We start from the raw sequence: 16,457 nt of genomic DNA on the forward strand, positions 1-16,457 counted from the left end.
TCACGGAAAATACGCCTTATTGTTTATTCGCGCTTGCAAGATGCAGTGGGCGCGCCAATGGTCGTGCGGACATGCAAAACGCTACCGCAGGATCCTGGAACATGCCGGCTGTACCTACTCCGACATCGCATTTCTTCACCTCCCTGCGGTCGCGCCTCCATTATCTGGACTGGGGAAATCCTTCTGCCCCTTTGTTGATCCTGGTCCATGGCGGATTCGATCATGCGCATAGCTGGGACTGGACCGCGCGTGTCCTGGCGCAGGATTTTCACGTGGTCGCCCCCGATTTGCGGGGACATGGGGACAGCGCCTGGTCGCCCACCGGGGCATATCCGATCGCCCATTTCGTCTATGACCTTGCTCTGCTCGTCGATCTGCTCGACCGATCGCCAGTGACGATCATGGGGCATTCGCTGGGCGGATCGATCAGCCTGCGGTTCGCTGGCCTCTTTCCGGACAAGGTCGATAAGATCGTGGCGATCGAGGGATTGGGTCTGTCTCCCGACGCCGTCGCTCAACGACAGGAACAGGCAGCGCCTGACATTTGGGTCGACTGGATCGAAGGTCGCCGGGCCCGCGCGCATCGCACGCCCCGTTCCTACCCAACGCTGGAGGCCGCAGTGGGCCGGATGCGCGAACGTAACGAGAAACTGACGCTGGAGCAGGCGATGCATCTGACCCAGCATGGCATCAATCGCAACGAAGACGGCAGCTATAGCTGGAAATTCGATCCTTATATGAAAGGCATCGCGCCGGAGGCGGCATCGGACTCAGAACTGCCGGGTTTCTGGAGCCGGATCACCTGTCCGGTCCAGCTGTATCTGGGGCGCGACAGCTGGGCGTCCAACCCGGCCAAGGACGGACGCATGACGCATTTTCGCGATGCCAGCCTGACCGAGTTCGACAATGCCGGCCATTGGCTGCACCATGATCAGTTCGACCGCTTCATTGCGGAGACGCTTCGCTTCTTGCGGCCGGACATCCCGTCCGGCGCGGTCGCGCGCGTCAGGCCGTAAACCCCTCCACCGCCGCTCTATAGTCAGCCTTCAGCCCGGCAATGAAATCGGCGGCCGGCTGAACCTTCGCGATGGCGCCGATGCCCTGCCCCGCGCCCCAAACGTCGCGCCATGCCTTTTTTTCTCCGCCCGTCAGGCTGGCGAAATCCATATCCTTCGCCTTGGGCAGCGCGTTGGGATCAAGTCCCGCGGCAACGATGCTGGGCCGCAGATAATTGCCCAGTACACCGGTAAAGACATCGGAATAGACGATATCCTGCGCGCTGCCGTCCACGATCATTTGCTTGTAGGCCGCCTGCGCATTGGCTTCCTCGGTCGCGATGAAGGGGGTGCCCATATACCCAAGGTCCGCACCCATCATGCGCGCGGCCGCGATCGCCCGGCCCGTCGCGATCGATCCCGACAGGGCGAGCGGTCCATCGAACCACGCACGGATTTCCTGAATCAGGGCGAAGGGCGACAGCGTGCCCGCATGGCCCCCTGCCCCTGCCGCAACGGCGATCAGGCCGTCCGCGCCCTTTTCCACCGCCTTGCGGGCGAAGACATTGTTGATGACATCGTGCAGGACGATGCCACCATAGCTGTGAATGGCGTCATTGACGTCTTCCCGCGCGCCAAGTGACGTGATGACGATGGGCACGCGATAGCGCACGCACAGCGCCAGATCCTCTTCCAGCCGGCTATTGGTGCGGTGGACGATCAGGTTGACGGCAAAGGGCGCATCGCTTTCGCCCAACGTCTCCCCTAATTGCTGCAACCAGCTTTCGAACATGCCCACCGGTCGGGCATTGAGCGACGGGAAGGCGCCCACGATACCGCTGCGGCATTGCGCAATGACAAGATCGGGCTGCGAAATGATGAACATCGGCGAACCGATCAACGGCAGCGACAACCGGTCCCTAAGCAACGGCGGCAAGGTCATGAACAGCGTCCTCTCTTATCGATCGTTCCGCGCTAACATCGGGAAAGTCGCAGAAAAAGCATAAAACGACTGTATTGATTGAATAATACAGTGATGCTAATATCCCGGCATCGAACCCTTTCGGGAAGGATAAGCCATGTATAGCGACAGCGATTTGCAGGATGCCGTAACGGCCGGCATTCTGTCTCCCGAGGCCGCACAGGCGTTGCGCGATCATGTCGCGCGATCGCGGGCGACCGTTGCGGTGGATGAAGAACAATTCCGGCTACTGACTGGATTCAACGACATCTTCGTCGCTATCGCCAGCGTCATCCTGCTGGTCGCGCTCGGCTGGCTGGGCGACAGCCTGCGATTCGGAGCGCCCGACCATCATCCCACCTTCATGTCCGGCCTGCTGGTCGCGGCGGCGAGCTGGGGCCTTGCGGAATATTTCACCCGGCAGCGGCGTATGGCCCTGCCCTCCATTTTATTGCTGTGCGGCTTTGTTGGGGGGATTGCGTTCGCTGCGGGCGCGCTCGGCGCTCAAATCTGGCCCGGATCCGGCGATCGCGCCGAATCCCTGATCCTGTCGGCCGCAGCCGCCGTCGGCGTGGCTGGCGCGGCCCTGCACTGGCGGCGGTTCATGGTCCCGATCACCGTAGCCGCGGGGGCGGCGGCCGGCGCCGGCGTGGTGGCTGGCCTCGTCATGGCCGCGTTCCCGGATAACCGCACTCTGCCCTTCCTGATGCTGCTGGCATCGGGTCTAGTGATTTTCCTGCTGGCGATGCGCTGGGACATGACCGACCGGGCGCGCCTGACGCGTCGATCGGACGTTGCTTTCTGGTTGCATCTGGCCGCAGCCCCGATGATCGCCCATTCGCTTTTTCATCTGTTGGGCGTTTTGAATGGGGGCGAAATTGGTGCCGGCCGCGCCTTGCTTGTTGTCGCGCTCTACATCGCCTTTGGCCTTGTCGCGCTTGCGATCGACCGGCGCGCTTTGCTGGTCTCCAGCCTCGCCTATGTTCTCTTCGCCCTCTACGCCCTGTTCAAGCAGGCGGGCGCAGTGGAGCTTTCCTGGGCGCTCACCAGTCTTGTGATCGGATCGGCCCTGTTGCTGCTTTCCGCGCTTTGGCATCAGGCGCGCTCGATCATCGTCAACGGCCTTCCGTCGGTGCTGACCGACCGCTTGCCCTATCTCGATCGAGCGCCAGCCTAAGGTCCATAGCCATGGGAGCCGGCTCCTGATCGGCGCCGGCTTCTATTGCGCGAACCGCTTGAAGAAGCTGTCCGCATTCCACCTTGGGCGTTCCGGTGCATTGGCCACGCGCAGCGCCACCGCCGTGACATAGGCGTTCAGCTTCGCGGTTTCCGCCGGTAGCACCGGTTGGTTGAGATCATCAAAGGGCGAATGATAGAGATTGGCGCGCCATGCCTTTTCCACCACAGCCTCAGGCGTCCCGGCCTTAAACCCATATTTGAAGAATAAAGCGGGAATGCCTTGGCGGATGAAGGCATATTGGTCCGACCGGATGAAGACGTTCCGATCAGGGAACGGGTCGGGCGTAATAGGCAAGTTCATCGCCGCGCTGACGGCAGAGGCGTCTTCGCCCAACGAGCTTTGATCATAGCCGATCGGCGTGATGCTGGTCAGCGGAAAGATGGGCAGCGCCATGTCGAAATTGAGGTCAGCGACCATCGCATCGGCCGGCACTGTCGGCCGCCGGGCGAAATAACGAGACCCAAGCAAACCCTTCTCCTCGGCCGTGACGATAGCAAAAAGAATGGAGCGTTTGGGCTTTTGCTCCGCCTGCTGCAAGGCGCGGGCGATCTCCAGCAGGCTGGCGACACCCGACGCATTGTCGAACGCGCCATTATAGATGGCGTCGCCCTTGACCGGCGTGCCAATGCCATAGCCATCGAGATGCGCGGAGAGGACGACATACTCATCGCGCAGATTGGGGTCGCTGCCGGGCATGACCGCAATGAGATTGGGCGACGACAGGTTTCGCCGCGTCGCCGCGACCCGCGCACTCAAACGCTGGGCCAAAGGAAAGCCGGCGATGGGCGCGGAAGCATCAGCTGCGGCGGCGATCGCCGCAAAATCATGACCCGATCCTTCGAACACCGACTGCGACCGGGCTGGATCGATCTGCGCGTTCAGGAAGGGGCGGTCACTTTCGCGTAAAGCCGCATCCGCATAATAGAGAGCGGGCGCGCCGGCCAGATTGACGCGCCGCTTCCAGGGGATTTCGACCTGCCTCGGCGTCACAAGGCTGATCAGCCCGACCGCCCCCTTCGACGCCAGATATTGTGCGCGCTCGGACCGGGCATGAGATTTCAGCGCGCCGGAGATCGTTGCCGGCCCGCCTGAAACCACCACCACGACCTTACCCTGAAGGTCAAGGCCGGCAAAATCGTCATGCCCTTCTTCGGGCAGATGCAACCCATATCCGGCAAAGACCATCGACGCGTCGATCCGCTCGGGAACCGGACCGCCGCCGCCAGAAAAGATGAGGTCGCCAGGAACGGACAAAGGCGTTTCCCCGCCCGAACCGAGCAGGACAGCGCTGCTGCTGTCGGATCGAATGATCTGCTCGACAAAGGCAACCGGCTGCTTGTAGCCATCGGTCCCCATGGGCTTCAGACCGAGCGACTGGAATGCGCCGATGACATAGTCCGCAGCCCTGTCATAGCCGGGCGTGCCCGTGCCGCGCCCTTCCATATCGTCGCCGGCCAGCACCTGCACATGACCCCACCAGCGCGTGCCATCGTCCGGGGCGGCATCTTCGGCGCCGACTGCCGCCGGATTGAGCATGAGCGCCGCAAATGGCAGTGTCAGGGCTAGGCGCTTCATGGTCACACTCCGCTTTTCCAAAAGTCCATTGATCATCAAGAGCGCCGACGAACAAGAGGCTTGGAACCGCCATCATCTTGTGTATTATATAAGCAATACACATCAGGAGATTGCGATGTCCCGGTCCTTCCCCCTTCTGACATTTGCGCTATCGAGCTTGCTTCTCTCCACTAGCGCTTGCTCGCGAACCGATGAGTCGCCCACGGCGGAGAGTGGCGCGGCTAAAATGCAGGACTGGTCCTCCCTTCGCGATTTCACCGCCATCGACGCGACCGGCCCCGACAATGTCAAAGTTACGATCAGCCCCCAATTTTCCGTCCGGGCGCAGGGCGATGAACGGGCAATCGCCGACCTCGATATCCGGGTGAAGGGCGACACGCTGCTGATCGGTCGCAAGTCCAGCACCACATGGTCCGGTCCTAAAATCGCGAATCGCGCCACCATCCATGTGACGATGCCTGCCATCACCGGCGCGGACCTGACCGGTGCGGGCGACTTGGATCTCGACCGGGCGGAAGGCGACAGCCTGACCCTGTCGCTGACCGGCGCGGGCGATTTTCGCATCGCCAAGGTGAAGCTGAAATCCTTGACCACCGACATTACCGGTGCGGGCTCGATCAAGATCGCCGGCGCGACTGACCAGGCCAAACTGTCCATCACCGGCGCGGGCGACATTGATGGCGAAGCGTTGAAGATCGGGGACGCCGACGTGTCCGTTCTGGGTGCCGGCGACATCGACTTCGCGTCGGACGGCAAAGTCGCTATCAACATCATGGGTCCGGGCGACGTGACGGTGAAAGGCAAGGCGCAATGCACGATAAAAGGGCTTGGCCCCGGCGAGGCGCGCTGCGCGCCCTGATCCTGTTCGGGCTGGCGGCGGCATCGCCGGCGACGGCGGCAACGCGCGGCTATACCATCACCAGCTTTGACAGCATTCGCATAGACGCTCCGGTCAATGTCATCCTGGCCACCGGGCGAGGACCATCTGCTCGTGCCGAGGGCGATCAGGCTGTGCTTGATCGCTTGCACGTTGATGTGTCGGGGCGACAACTCACCATCGGGATGGACAGGCTGCGTCCGGGCGAGAAAAGCGGCGGCGCTGCGACCTTGCGCCTGTCGACCGGGATGATCGACCGCGTGATGCTGACCGGCGGCGGTTCCGTGCAGATCGACCACCTGAAAGGGCTGCGGGGCCAGATCGTGCTCGGCGGCAATGGCGACGTCACCGTTAGCGATGTGCAATTGGACCGGCTTGACCTGCTGCTGGCCGGTGGCGGGCGAGCGACGCTGGCGGGACGCGCCGGGGTCGCGAACATCCATGTGAACGGACCGGGCGAAGTCGCCGCGCAAGGCCTGCGCGCGAGACAGGCCGAGGTCGGGAATGACGGGCCGGGCAGCGTGGCGCTGACCGGGGACGTCGCCGTCAAGATCGTCGCCAGTGGATCAGGCGACGTTCAGATTGACGGCAAGGCCGCCTGCACCGTCGATCATCGGGGCACCGGCCGGGTGCTGTGCGGCGGGGAAAGCTACTGACCCCGGCCTGATTACCCATCAATACGACCCGGCCGGGCTAAGCCTGTTCAGGCCGGCACGCTGGCGAGCGCCGTCTTCACCGCGTCCAGCGCCGCCGCCGCCTTGTCGCCATCGGGGCCACCGCCCTGCGCCATGTCGGGACGGCCACCGCCACCCTTGCCGCCCAGCGCCTCAACACCGGCGCGGACGAGGTCGACGGCGCTGATCTGACCCTTGAGGTCATCGGTGACGCCGACTGCGATGCTGGCGCGGCCGTCGACCACCGCAAGCACGGCGGACACGCCGCTGCCCAGCGTCGCCTTGTTCTGATCGACGATGCCGCGCAATTCCTTGGGGTCGAGCCCTTCGATGACCTGGCCCAGAAAGTCGATGCTGCCGACCTTCTCCGGCCCCGCCGCCTGTGCCGCGCTACCGCCGCCTAGCGCCAGAGCCTTCTTCGCCTCGGCCAGTTCGCGCTCCAGCCTGCGGCTCTGCTCGACCAGCGCGGCGATACGCGCCGGCACGTCCTCCGGAGTGGTCTTGAGCGCGGCGGCCGTCTGCCGCAGCTTGTCGTCGCGTTCGACCAGCCACAGGCGCGCGGCCTCGCCGGTCAAGGCTTCGATCCGGCGCACGCCCGAGGAGACGGCGCTTTCCGACACGATCTTGAACAGAGCAATGTCGCCGGTCGCGCGGACATGGGTGCCGCCGCACAGTTCGACCGAATAATGCGCATCGTCCCCCCGGCCCATCGACAGGACGCGAACCTCGTCGCCATATTTTTCGCCAAACAGCGCCATGGCGCCCGCCGCGACCGCGTCGTCCGGGGTCATGAGGCGGGTCGTCACCTCCTCATTATGGCGCACCTGCGCGTTCACATCCGCCTCGATCGCGGCGATCTGCGCATGCGTCAGCGCTTCGGGATGCGAGAAGTCGAAGCGCAGGCGATCAGCCGCAACCAGGCTGCCCTTCTGCGTCACATGCGCGCCCAGTTCGTTGCGCAGCGCGGCGTGAAGCAAATGGGTGGCGCTGTGGTTGGCGCGAATGCGGTCCCGGCGGTCGACATCGACGCTCAGATGCACGGTGTCGCCCACCTTGATACTGCCCGCCTCGATCGTCGCGTGATGGGCATGGACGCGGCCCAGCGGCTTGGCCGTATCATCGACCACCGCGACAAAGCCGCCCTGTGTCGTGATCCGGCCCGCGTCGCCCATCTGGCCGCCGCTTTCGCCGTAGAAGGGCGTCTGATTGGTGACGATCGTGACGGTGTCGCCAGCCGCAGCACTGTCGAAGTTCACACCGTCCTTGACGATTGCCAGAACTTCGCCTTCACCCTGCGTGGTGGCGTAGCCGATAAATTCGGTGTTGCCTGCCCTTTCTGCGATGTCGAACCAGATTTCGTCGGACGCCTTTTCGCCCGATCCCTTCCACGCTGCGCGCGCGGCGGCCTTCTGTTCGGCCATGGCCGCGTCGAAGCCGGCGCGATCCACCGTCAGGCCGCGCGAGCGCAGCGCGTCTTCGGTCAGGTCATAGGGGAAGCCATAAGTGTCATAGAGCTTGAAGGCGGTTTCACCGGCAAGCGTGCCGCCCTCATCCAAACCGCCGGTCGCTTCGTCCAGCAACTTAAGCCCGTTCTCCAAAGTCTTGCGAAAGCGCGTTTCTTCGCGCAGCAGGGTTTCCTCGATCAGCGGCTGGGCGCGGACCAGTTCGGGATAGGCACCGCCCATTTCCGATACGAGGCTGGAGACGAGGCGATACATCAGCGGCTCCTTCGCGCCGATGATGTGCGCGTGGCGCATGGCGCGGCGCATGATCCGGCGCAGCACATAGCCGCGTCCTTCATTGGCCGGCAGCACGCCGTCAGCAATCAGGAACCCGGTCGAGCGCAAATGATCAGCGATGACCCGATGGCTGGCCCTATGCGCGCCGTCGGTCGCGGTACGACTGAGCGCCCCGCTTTCGGCAATCAGCGCCTTGAACGTGTCGGTATCATAATTGTCGGTGACGCCCTGCATCACGGCGGCAACGCGCTCCAGCCCCATGCCAGTGTCGATGCTGGGCCTGGGCAGTTCCGAAACGATCTCGTTCGCTTCCTGCTCATATTGCATGAAGACGAGGTTCCAGATTTCGACGAAGCGGTCGCCATCCTCCTCAGGCGATCCGGGCGGACCGCCCCAGATATGGTCGCCATGATCGTAGAAGATTTCCGAGCAGGGACCGCACGGGCCGCTGTCGCCCATTGCCCAGAAATTATCTTTGGTCGCGATGCGGATGATGCGCTCTTCGGGCAGGCCCGCAATCTTCTTCCACAGGTCGAACGCCTCGTCATCGGTATGATAGACGGTCGCGGTCAGCCTGTCGGCGGGCAGACCCCATTCCTTGGTCAGCAGCGTCCAGGCATGGGTGATCGCCTGTTCCTTGAAATAATCGCCAAAGCTGAAATTGCCGAGCATTTCGAAGAACGTATGGTGGCGCGCGGTATAGCCGACATTGTCGAGGTCATTATGCTTGCCGCCCGCCCGCACGCATTTCTGGCTCGATGTCGCGGTTTTGTAGGGGCGTGTTTCAAGCCCTGTGAACACATTCTTGAACGGCACCATGCCGGCGTTGACGAACATCAGCGTCGGATCATTATGCGGCACCAGCGGCGCCGAGGGAACGATGGTGTGGCCGTTGCCTCCGAAATAATCGAGGAAAGAGCGGCGAATGTCGTTGGTCGAGGTCATGGACGCGATTTAAGAGGAAGCGGCCCGCCGCACAAGCGGGGGATTTGATCGTGCGATCAGCCTACCGGCTCCTCAATCGACACCGGCGGTTTCGAGAACCAAGCGGGTCCTTGCTGCGTCATGTGGAAGCAGTCCTCCATGCGGATGCCCATGGTGCCGGGCAGATAGAGCCCCGGTTCGTTGGAAAAGCACATGCCGATGTCCAGCTTCGTCGTTTCGCCATGCACGAGGTTGACCGGCTCATGCCCTTCCATGCCGATGCCGTGGCCGGTGCGGTGGGAGAGGCCGGGGAGCGCGTAGCCGGGGCCGTAGCCGCTTTTTTCATACCAGCCGCGCACCGCGTCATCGACCGAACCGGCCGGCGCGCCGAGTTGCGCCGCGGCGAAGGCGATTTGCTGGCCGTGCGCCACGTCGTTCCAGACCTTGCGCTGCTGCGGCGTCGGGGTCGCGTCATGGACCCAGGTCCGGCTGATGTCGGACTGATAATCCTCCACCGTGCAACCACAGTCCATCAGCACCACATCGCCGGCGCGTACGGCCTGTGGCTTGCCGGAACCATGGGGATAGGCAGCGGCTTCGCCCAGCAGGACGAGGTTGAATTCGACCTTGCCGCCCAGCTGCCTCGTCGCGGCGCTCATCAAAGCGCCGATGTCGGCCGGGGTCATGCCGGCCGTCACCTGGGGGTAGGTCCAGCGATAGGCGGCCATGGTGACATCGGCCGCCTTTTGCATCAGGGCGATTTCGGCCGCGGTCTTGCGCATGCGCAGCGCACGGGTGACGGGGTCCTTCACCAAGGTGGCGGCGGGTATGGCAGCCTTCAAACCATCGACCGCGAAATAGCGCACCGTCTCCTCGATGCCGATGCTCCCCTTGGCCAATCCCTTCGCCGTCAGGAAATCGGCGATCGGCGTATAGGGGCTTTCATGTTCCTGCCAGACGCGGACCTCTGCGGGGATTGCGAGCGATTCGTCGATCGAGGGCTTTTCAAAAAAGGGACAGACGACGAGCGGCGCGCCGCTGGCCGGGATCACCAGCGCCGTAAGCCGTTCCGAGCGATGCCAGCGGATGCCGCTATAATAGATGAGGCTCGCCCCCGGTTCGACCAGCAAGGCGTCGATGCCCGCTTCCCGCATCACTGCCTGCGCGCGGGCCAGTCTGCCGGCGCGCTCGGACGTGCCGATGGGCGTAACCTCACCGGTCATCGAGGCCAGCATCTCGCCCGCTTTCTCCTGCGCGAACAGGCGCGGGCTGACGATGCCGACACCGATGCCGACAGTTGCAAGACGCAGGACAGCGCGGCGGTCAGGCATAGGCATAGGGACCTCCCGCCGCCAGCGCCGCCTGATAGGCGGGCCGGCCGTGCATCTCGTGCAACCAGCGGATGAGGTGCGGGCGGCTTTCGTCGAGGCCACCGCGCGCGCGGGAGGCTTCCAGCGGAAAGCTCATCATCATGTCGGCGGCGGTGAAATCATCCCCGGCGAAATAGGGTCGGGTCGCCAGTTCGGTTTCCAGCCAGTCCAGATGATCATCGAGCATTTTTTGCACCGTGGGCCTGGCCGGGCGACCGAGCAGGCCCAGCTTGCCGACCACGAGCAGCGCCAGCAGCGGCGGCATCATCGACCCTTCGGCATAATGCATAAACTGACGATAGCGGATCGCGTTTTCCGCGTCCGCCGGCGCGCCGAACCGGTTGCCGGCGCGCGCGACGAGATAGTCCATGATCGCCCCGGTTTCGATCAGCCGGTGGCCATCGACCTCCACGACCGGCGACCGGCCGAGCGGGTGGATGGCGCGGAGCGAGGCGGGCGCGCGCATGGTCTTTGCGTCGCGTTCGTAGCGGCGCACCTCATAGGGCTCGCCCATTTCCTCCAGCAGCCAGAGGATGCGTTGCGACCGGCTGTTATTGAGATGATGGACGATGATGGTCATGACGGCCCTTCCCGTGCTGCGGAGCGTGATGGCTAACGCAGCATGGGGCCGTTGCCAAGTTCAGGCCAGCGCCTTGTCCTTGACGATATGTTTTCAGGCGTCTTCCAGAACCTCCGCCTTCTTCTTTGCGCGAAAGGCGTGGAGCAGGGGCTCGGTATAGCCGTTGGGTTGTTCGACCCCCTCGAACACAAGCGCGCGGGCGGCCTGATAGGCGAGGCTCTGCCCTTCCCGGCCGCTCATCGGCTGATAGAGCGGATCGCTTTCATTCTGCGCATCGACCTTCGCCGCCATGCGGGTGAAAGCGGCGTCGATCTGGTCCGCCGTGCAAACGCCATGCAGCAGCCAGTTGGCCATATGCTGCGACGAGATGCGCAGCGTCGCGCGGTCCTCCATCAGGCCGATGTCGTGAATATCGGGCACCTTGGAACAGCCGATCCCCTGATCGACCCAGCGGACGACATAGCCAAGTATGCCCTGCGCATTATTATCCAGTTCCTGCGCAATTTCGTCTTCCGAGAAGTTGCGGCCGAGGGCGACGGGAATGGACAGCAGCATGTCCAGCGGCGCGACAGCTTCCGCCTTGCGCTCCGCCTGACGCGCGAAGACGTCGACGCGGTGATAATGGGTGGCGTGCAGCGTCGCGGCGGTGGGCGATGGCACCCAGGCGGTGTTGGCACCGCTCATCGGATGGCCGATCTTCTGCTCCAGCATGTCGGCCATGCGGTCGGGCGCGGCCCACATGCCCTTGCCGATCTGCGCCCGGCCACTGAGGCCGCAGGCAAGGCCGATCTGGACATTGCGATCCTCATAGGCGGTGATCCAGTCGCTCGACTTCATCTCGCCCTTGCGGATCATGGGACCAGCCTGCATCGACGTATGCATTTCGTCGCCCGTGCGATCGAGGAAGCCGGTATTTATAAAGACGATGCGGTCCTTCACCGCATGGATGCAGGCCGCCAGATTGGCAGATGTGCGGCGTTCCTCATCCATGACGCCGACCTTGATCGTGTGGCGGGCCATGCCGAGCATATCCTCGATCGCGTCGAACAGACTATTCGTGAAGGCCGCTTCGTCCGGACCGTGCATCTTGGGCTTGACGATATAGACGCTGCCGGTGCGGCTGTTGTCCCTACAACCCTTAAGATCGTGTAGCGCGATCAGGCTGGTGACGATGCCGTCGATAATGCCTTCGGGCGCGTCGTCGCCATTGGGCAGGCGGACGGCGGGCGTCGTCATCAGATGGCCGACATTGCGGACGAACAGCAGGCTGCGGCCCGGCAGCGTGAAGGTGCTGCCGTCCAGCGGGGTGTAGGCGCGATCAGGGTTGAGCGCACGCGTCATTTGCGTCCCGCCCTTCTCGAATGTTTCGGTCAGGTCGCCGCGCATCAGGCCCAGCCAGTTGGCATAGGCGGCGACCTTGTCCTGCGCGTCGACGGCGGCGACGGAGTCTTCCAGGTCGCAAATGGCGGTCAGCGCGGATTCGAGGATGACGTCCGCGATGCCGGCTGGGTCGGTCGCGCCGATCGGATGGTCGCGGTCGAAGACAACCTCGATATGCAGGCCGTTATGACGGAACAGCTTGCCCTTCTCGCTGGTGCCGATGAACTGGGCAGGATCGCGCAGGACGATGTCCGCGTTGGTCAGGTCGGCCCAGCGACCGCCGGCGAGCGGAATGGCATCGTCAAGGAACGCCTTGGCCCAGGCGATGACCTGCCCGCCGCGCGCAGCGTCATAGCCTTTTCCGGCCGGCGCGCCCGTGATGGCGTCAGTGCCATAGAGCGCGTCATAGAGGCTGCCCCAGCGCGCATTGGCGGCGTTGAGCAGGAAGCGGGCGTTGAGAATCGGGACGACCAGCTGCGGTCCGGCAAGGCGGGCGACTTCGTCATCGACATTCTGGCTGCCGATCGCGAATGGTTCAGGTTCGGGAACGAGATACCCAATGTCGTGCAGAAAGGCCTGATAGGCTTGCGCATCATGGGGCTGGCCCCGGCGCTGTTCGTGCCAGCTGTCGATCTGCGCTTGCAATGTATCGCGCTTGCGCAGCAGGGCGGCGTTTTCCGGCGCGAAGCGGGCCAGGATGTCCGCCGTTCCGGCCCAGAAGGCGTGCGGGTCGATCCCGGTGCCGGGTAAGCCACGCGTTTCGATGAAGTCGGCGAACGACGGCGCGACCATGAGGCCGGACTTGTCGATCATGCGGTCGGTCATGGCTCTTCTCCCAGCATCAATATGTCGCCCCACCCCCTACCCTATCGCTATTATGCCGTGTAGCCGCTATTATGCGAACATAGTCATTCCTGTGGTGAACGAATATGATGGACCCCGACCATGACCTGTTCGTGACCGTCGTCGATGAGGGCGGGCTGGCGGCGGCCGGGCGGCGGCTGCATATTTCCCCGGCGATGGTGTCAAAGCGCTTGGCGCGGCTGGAGGACCGGCTTGGCGCGAAACTGCTCCACCGCACGACGCGGCGCATGGCACTGACCCCGGCCGGCGAGCGGCTACATGCCGATCTGCGGGGCATATTGGCGGCGCTCGATGAAGCGGAGCGGCGGGTGTCGGGGCAGTCGGCGATGGTGAGCGGCCCACTGCGCGTGACCGCGCCAACCTCCTTCGGGCGCATGCATCTGGCGCCCTATCTTCAGGGCTTTCTCGACGCCTATCCGAAGGTCGCTCTAACCATCGACCTGTCGGACGCGTTCGCCGACCTGATCGAGGCGCGGGCGGACCTGGCGCTGCGCATCACTGCGGATCCCGGGCGCGGCCTATCTGCAACGCGGCTCGCCACCAATCGCCGCATCCTGTGCGCTGCGCCGGGCTATCTCGATCGTCATGGCGTGCCGGACACGATCGCGGCGCTCAAAGCCCACCGATTGCTCGCCGCGGACGGGCAGATGCCGTGGCGGCTGGTCGGCCCCAGGGGACCCGTCAGCATCGAAGGGCAGAGCCATGTGCGCACCAATAGCAGTGAACTGGTGCGCGAATTGACGCTGGCGGGCGGCGGCATCGCGCTGCGATCGCTCTGGGACGTTAGCGACGCCTTGGCATCGGGCGCGTTGCGCCAAGTCCTGCCGGCCTATGCCGGGTCGGCCGATGTTGCCCTGTTCGCGGTGCACCTTCCGCAAAGCCATCCGCCGCGCGCGATCAGCGCCTTTATCGCCTTTCTGGCCAGCCTTTACGGGCCGGTGCCGCCCTGGGAACGCTCCACCATTGCCCTAGCGGAAGCAAGCCTCTAAGGCCGCGTCCATGGACGACAATACCCGCCGCGCCGCGCTCGACTATCACCGCTATCCGCAACCCGGCAAGCTTCGGATCGAACCCACCAAGCGCATGGTCAACCAGCGCGACCTGGCGCTGGCCTATTCGCCCGGCGTCGCCGCGCCCTGCGTCGAAATCGCCGCCGATCCCCACAAGGCGCTGGACTATACCGCGCGTGGCAATCTGGTCGCGGTCATATCGAACGGCACAGCGGTGCTGGGGCTGGGTGCGATCGGCGCGCTGGCGTCCAAGCCGGTAATGGAGGGCAAGGCCGTCCTCTTCAAGAAATTCGCCGACATCGACGTGTTTGACATCGAAGTGGACACGACCGATCCCGACCAGTTTGTCGAAGCGGTCGCGCTGCTGGAGCCGACATTCGGCGGCATCAACCTCGAAGACATCAAGGCGCCCGAATGTTTCGAGATCGAGCGGCGCCTGAAAGAGCGGATGAACATTCCGGTCTTCCACGATGACCAGCATGGGACCGCGATCGTCGTTGCCGCCGCCGTGCGCAACGCGCTGGTGTTGCAGGGCAAGACGCTGGCCGATGCGAAGCTGGTGACGTCGGGCGCGGGCGCGGCGGCGCTGGCCTGCGTCGATCTGCTGGTGTCGATGGGCCTGCCGATCGAAAATGTCACGATGACCGACAAGGACGGCGTCATCCATGCGGGCCGCGAGGGCATGTTGCCCAATATGGCGCGCTATGCCCGCACTACCAATGCACGCACCTTGCCCGACGTGCTGCCGGGCGCGAACCTGTTCCTTGGCCTGTCGGCGCCGGGCGTTCTGAAGCCCGAATGGCTGCCGTTGATGGCGCCCAATCCGCTGATCTTCGCGCTCGCCAATCCAGAGCCGGAAATCCGCCCCGAAGCCGCGCGCGAGGTCCGCCCCGACGCGATCATCGCGACCGGCCGGTCGGACTATCCCAATCAGGTCAACAACGTCCTGTGCTTCCCCTATATCTTCCGCGGCGCGCTGGACGTGGGCGCGACGCAGATCAACGAGGCGATGAAGGTCGCCGCTGCCGATGCCATCGCCGCCCTCGCCCGCATGCCCGCGCATGACAGTGTCGCCCAGGCCTATGGCGGGCGCAGGCTGGTGTTCGGCGCGGATTACATAATCCCGACCCCCTTCGATCCGCGCCTGATCGGTGAGATTGCGGTCGCCGTCGCGAAGGCCGCGATGGACAGCGGCGTCGCGAAAAAGACGCTCAATCTGGACGATTACAAGCGCAACCTGAACCACCAGAATACCCGGTCGGGCCAGTTGATGCTGCCGGTGTTCGAAGCCGCGCGCGGCAGCGGCACCCGCATCGCCTATGGTGAGGGCGAGGATGACCGCGTGCTGCGCGCAATCCGCGATGCGCTGGACGAAGGGATTGTCCGCCCGACCATCGTCGGCCGCCGCCGCATCCTGGAACAGAAGCTGCCCGAACTGGGGCTGAGCTTTGACCTCGACCGCGATGTCGAGGTGATCGACCCGGAAACCGACCATCTGGTCATGGGCGAACTGGTCGAGGCCTATCGCGCCGTCGCCGCGCGCAAGGGCGTGCCAGCGGATGAAATCCTGCGCCATGTCTATCGCCGCCCGACCGTCACCGCCGCCATGCTGCTGCGCACCGGGCGGGTCGACGCCGCGCTGGTCGGCGGTCGGTCGGAATATTGGGGGCAGGTCGAGCATGTGCTGCGCATCATCGATCGGGTGCCGAGCCACAGCCGCGTCTACGCGCTGTCCGGGCTGATCCTGGACGCGGGCGCGCTGTTCATCACCGACACGCATATGGTGCCCGATCCGACCACCGAGCAGATTGCCGAGATGACGATCGCGGCCGCCGCGGAAGTCGCGCATTTCGGCCTCAAGCCGCGCGTCGCGCTGCTGTCCCACTCCAATTTCGGATCATCGCACACCGACAGCGCGCGCAAGATGCGCCGTGCCTACAAGAAGGTACGCGACATGGCCCCCGAATTGGCGGCCGATGGCGAAATGCATGCCGACGCGGCGCTCAGCCAGGCGCTGCGCGATCGGCTGATCCCCGACTCGCGCTTTGAAGGGTCGGCAAACCTGCTGGTCATGCCCAATCTGGACGCGGCCAACATCACGCTGACGGCGCTGTCGGCATCGTCCAGTTCGCCTACGGTCGGCCCCATGCTGATGGGCCTTTCCAAGCCGATCCATGTGCTGACGCCCGGCGTGACATCGCGCGGTATCCTCAACCTGACAGCCATTGCGGCGGCCGAGGTCGTGCGGGAAGGCGTCACTTAACCTTT

General features: G+C 64.2%; 12 protein-coding genes. 6 read left to right on the forward strand and 6 right to left on the reverse strand.

The features are described from left to right. The first annotated feature begins 101 nt into the window (after positions 1-101). A complete protein-coding gene (locus tag LL253_RS09960; RefSeq protein WP_228227085.1) occupies positions 102-1,016 on the forward strand; it encodes an alpha/beta fold hydrolase in 915 nt (304 codons plus the stop codon). Here the strand turns inward: LL253_RS09960 and LL253_RS09965 are convergent. Next, the gene (locus tag LL253_RS09965; RefSeq protein ID WP_228227086.1) at positions 1,006-1,938 is read right to left on the reverse strand and encodes an NAD(P)H-dependent flavin oxidoreductase; all 933 of its coding nucleotides are present in this window, start codon (positions 1,936-1,938) and stop codon (positions 1,006-1,008) included. The genes LL253_RS09960 and LL253_RS09965 overlap by 11 nt on opposite strands. A 136-nt stretch (positions 1,939-2,074) precedes the next feature. On the opposite strand from LL253_RS09965, the gene LL253_RS09970 reads away from it, so the two are divergent. Further along, positions 2,075-3,133 carry a hypothetical protein gene (locus LL253_RS09970; protein WP_228227087.1) on the forward strand — a complete coding sequence of 353 codons (1,059 nt, stop codon included), beginning with the start codon at positions 2,075-2,077 and terminating at the stop codon, positions 3,131-3,133. A 42-nt stretch (positions 3,134-3,175) separates the two neighbouring features. Here LL253_RS09970 and LL253_RS09975 read toward each other — a convergent pair whose 3' ends face one another. After that, a complete protein-coding gene (locus LL253_RS09975) occupies positions 3,176-4,771 on the reverse strand; it encodes a M28 family metallopeptidase (RefSeq protein WP_228227088.1) in 1,596 nt (531 codons plus the stop codon). Between the two features lie 226 nt (positions 4,772-4,997). On the opposite strand from LL253_RS09975, the gene LL253_RS09980 reads away from it, so the two are divergent. Beyond that, positions 4,998-5,630: a head GIN domain-containing protein gene (locus LL253_RS09980; RefSeq protein ID WP_228227089.1), complete on the forward strand. Its 633-nt coding sequence runs from the start codon at positions 4,998-5,000 to the stop codon at positions 5,628-5,630. After that, a complete protein-coding gene (locus tag LL253_RS09985) occupies positions 5,582-6,304 on the forward strand; it encodes a GIN domain-containing protein (protein WP_228227090.1) in 723 nt (240 codons plus the stop codon). Before LL253_RS09980 ends, LL253_RS09985 begins: the two co-directional genes overlap by 49 nt. Positions 6,305-6,351: 47 nt before the next feature. Here LL253_RS09985 and alaS read toward each other — a convergent pair whose 3' ends face one another. The 4 genes from alaS to LL253_RS10005 form a co-directional block, all read right to left on the reverse strand. Further along, entirely contained in the window at positions 6,352-9,006 is a 2,655-nt protein-coding gene (gene alaS, locus LL253_RS09990) for an alanine--tRNA ligase (RefSeq protein WP_228227091.1), read from the reverse strand. 56 nt (positions 9,007-9,062) lie between these two features. Continuing rightward, entirely contained in the window at positions 9,063-10,322 is a 1,260-nt protein-coding gene (locus LL253_RS09995) for a M24 family metallopeptidase (RefSeq protein WP_228227092.1), read from the reverse strand. Then, the gene (locus LL253_RS10000) at positions 10,309-10,935 is read right to left on the reverse strand and encodes a glutathione S-transferase family protein (protein ID WP_228227093.1); all 627 of its coding nucleotides are present in this window, start codon (positions 10,933-10,935) and stop codon (positions 10,309-10,311) included. Before LL253_RS10000 ends, LL253_RS09995 begins: the two co-directional genes overlap by 14 nt. 93 nt (positions 10,936-11,028) lie before the next feature. Beyond that, positions 11,029-13,140 (reverse strand): malate synthase G, encoded by a 2,112-nt coding sequence (locus tag LL253_RS10005; RefSeq protein WP_228227094.1) that lies wholly within the window; start codon positions 13,138-13,140, stop codon positions 11,029-11,031. A 104-nt stretch (positions 13,141-13,244) separates the two neighbouring features. Between LL253_RS10005 and LL253_RS10010 the strand changes: the two genes are divergently transcribed. Together LL253_RS10010 and LL253_RS10015 are read left to right on the forward strand one after the other, a co-directional pair. Further along, on the forward strand, positions 13,245-14,168 hold the full coding sequence (locus LL253_RS10010; protein ID WP_228227095.1) for a LysR family transcriptional regulator: 924 nt from the start codon (positions 13,245-13,247) through the stop codon (positions 14,166-14,168). Between the two features lie 10 nt (positions 14,169-14,178). Continuing rightward, positions 14,179-16,452 carry an NADP-dependent malic enzyme gene (locus tag LL253_RS10015; RefSeq protein WP_228227096.1) on the forward strand — a complete coding sequence of 758 codons (2,274 nt, stop codon included), beginning with the start codon at positions 14,179-14,181 and terminating at the stop codon, positions 16,450-16,452. Positions 16,453-16,457 lie beyond the last annotated feature (5 nt).

This window comes from Sphingobium soli (assembly GCF_020782245.1).
Lineage (GTDB): Bacteria > Pseudomonadota > Alphaproteobacteria > Sphingomonadales > Sphingomonadaceae > Sphingobium > Sphingobium soli.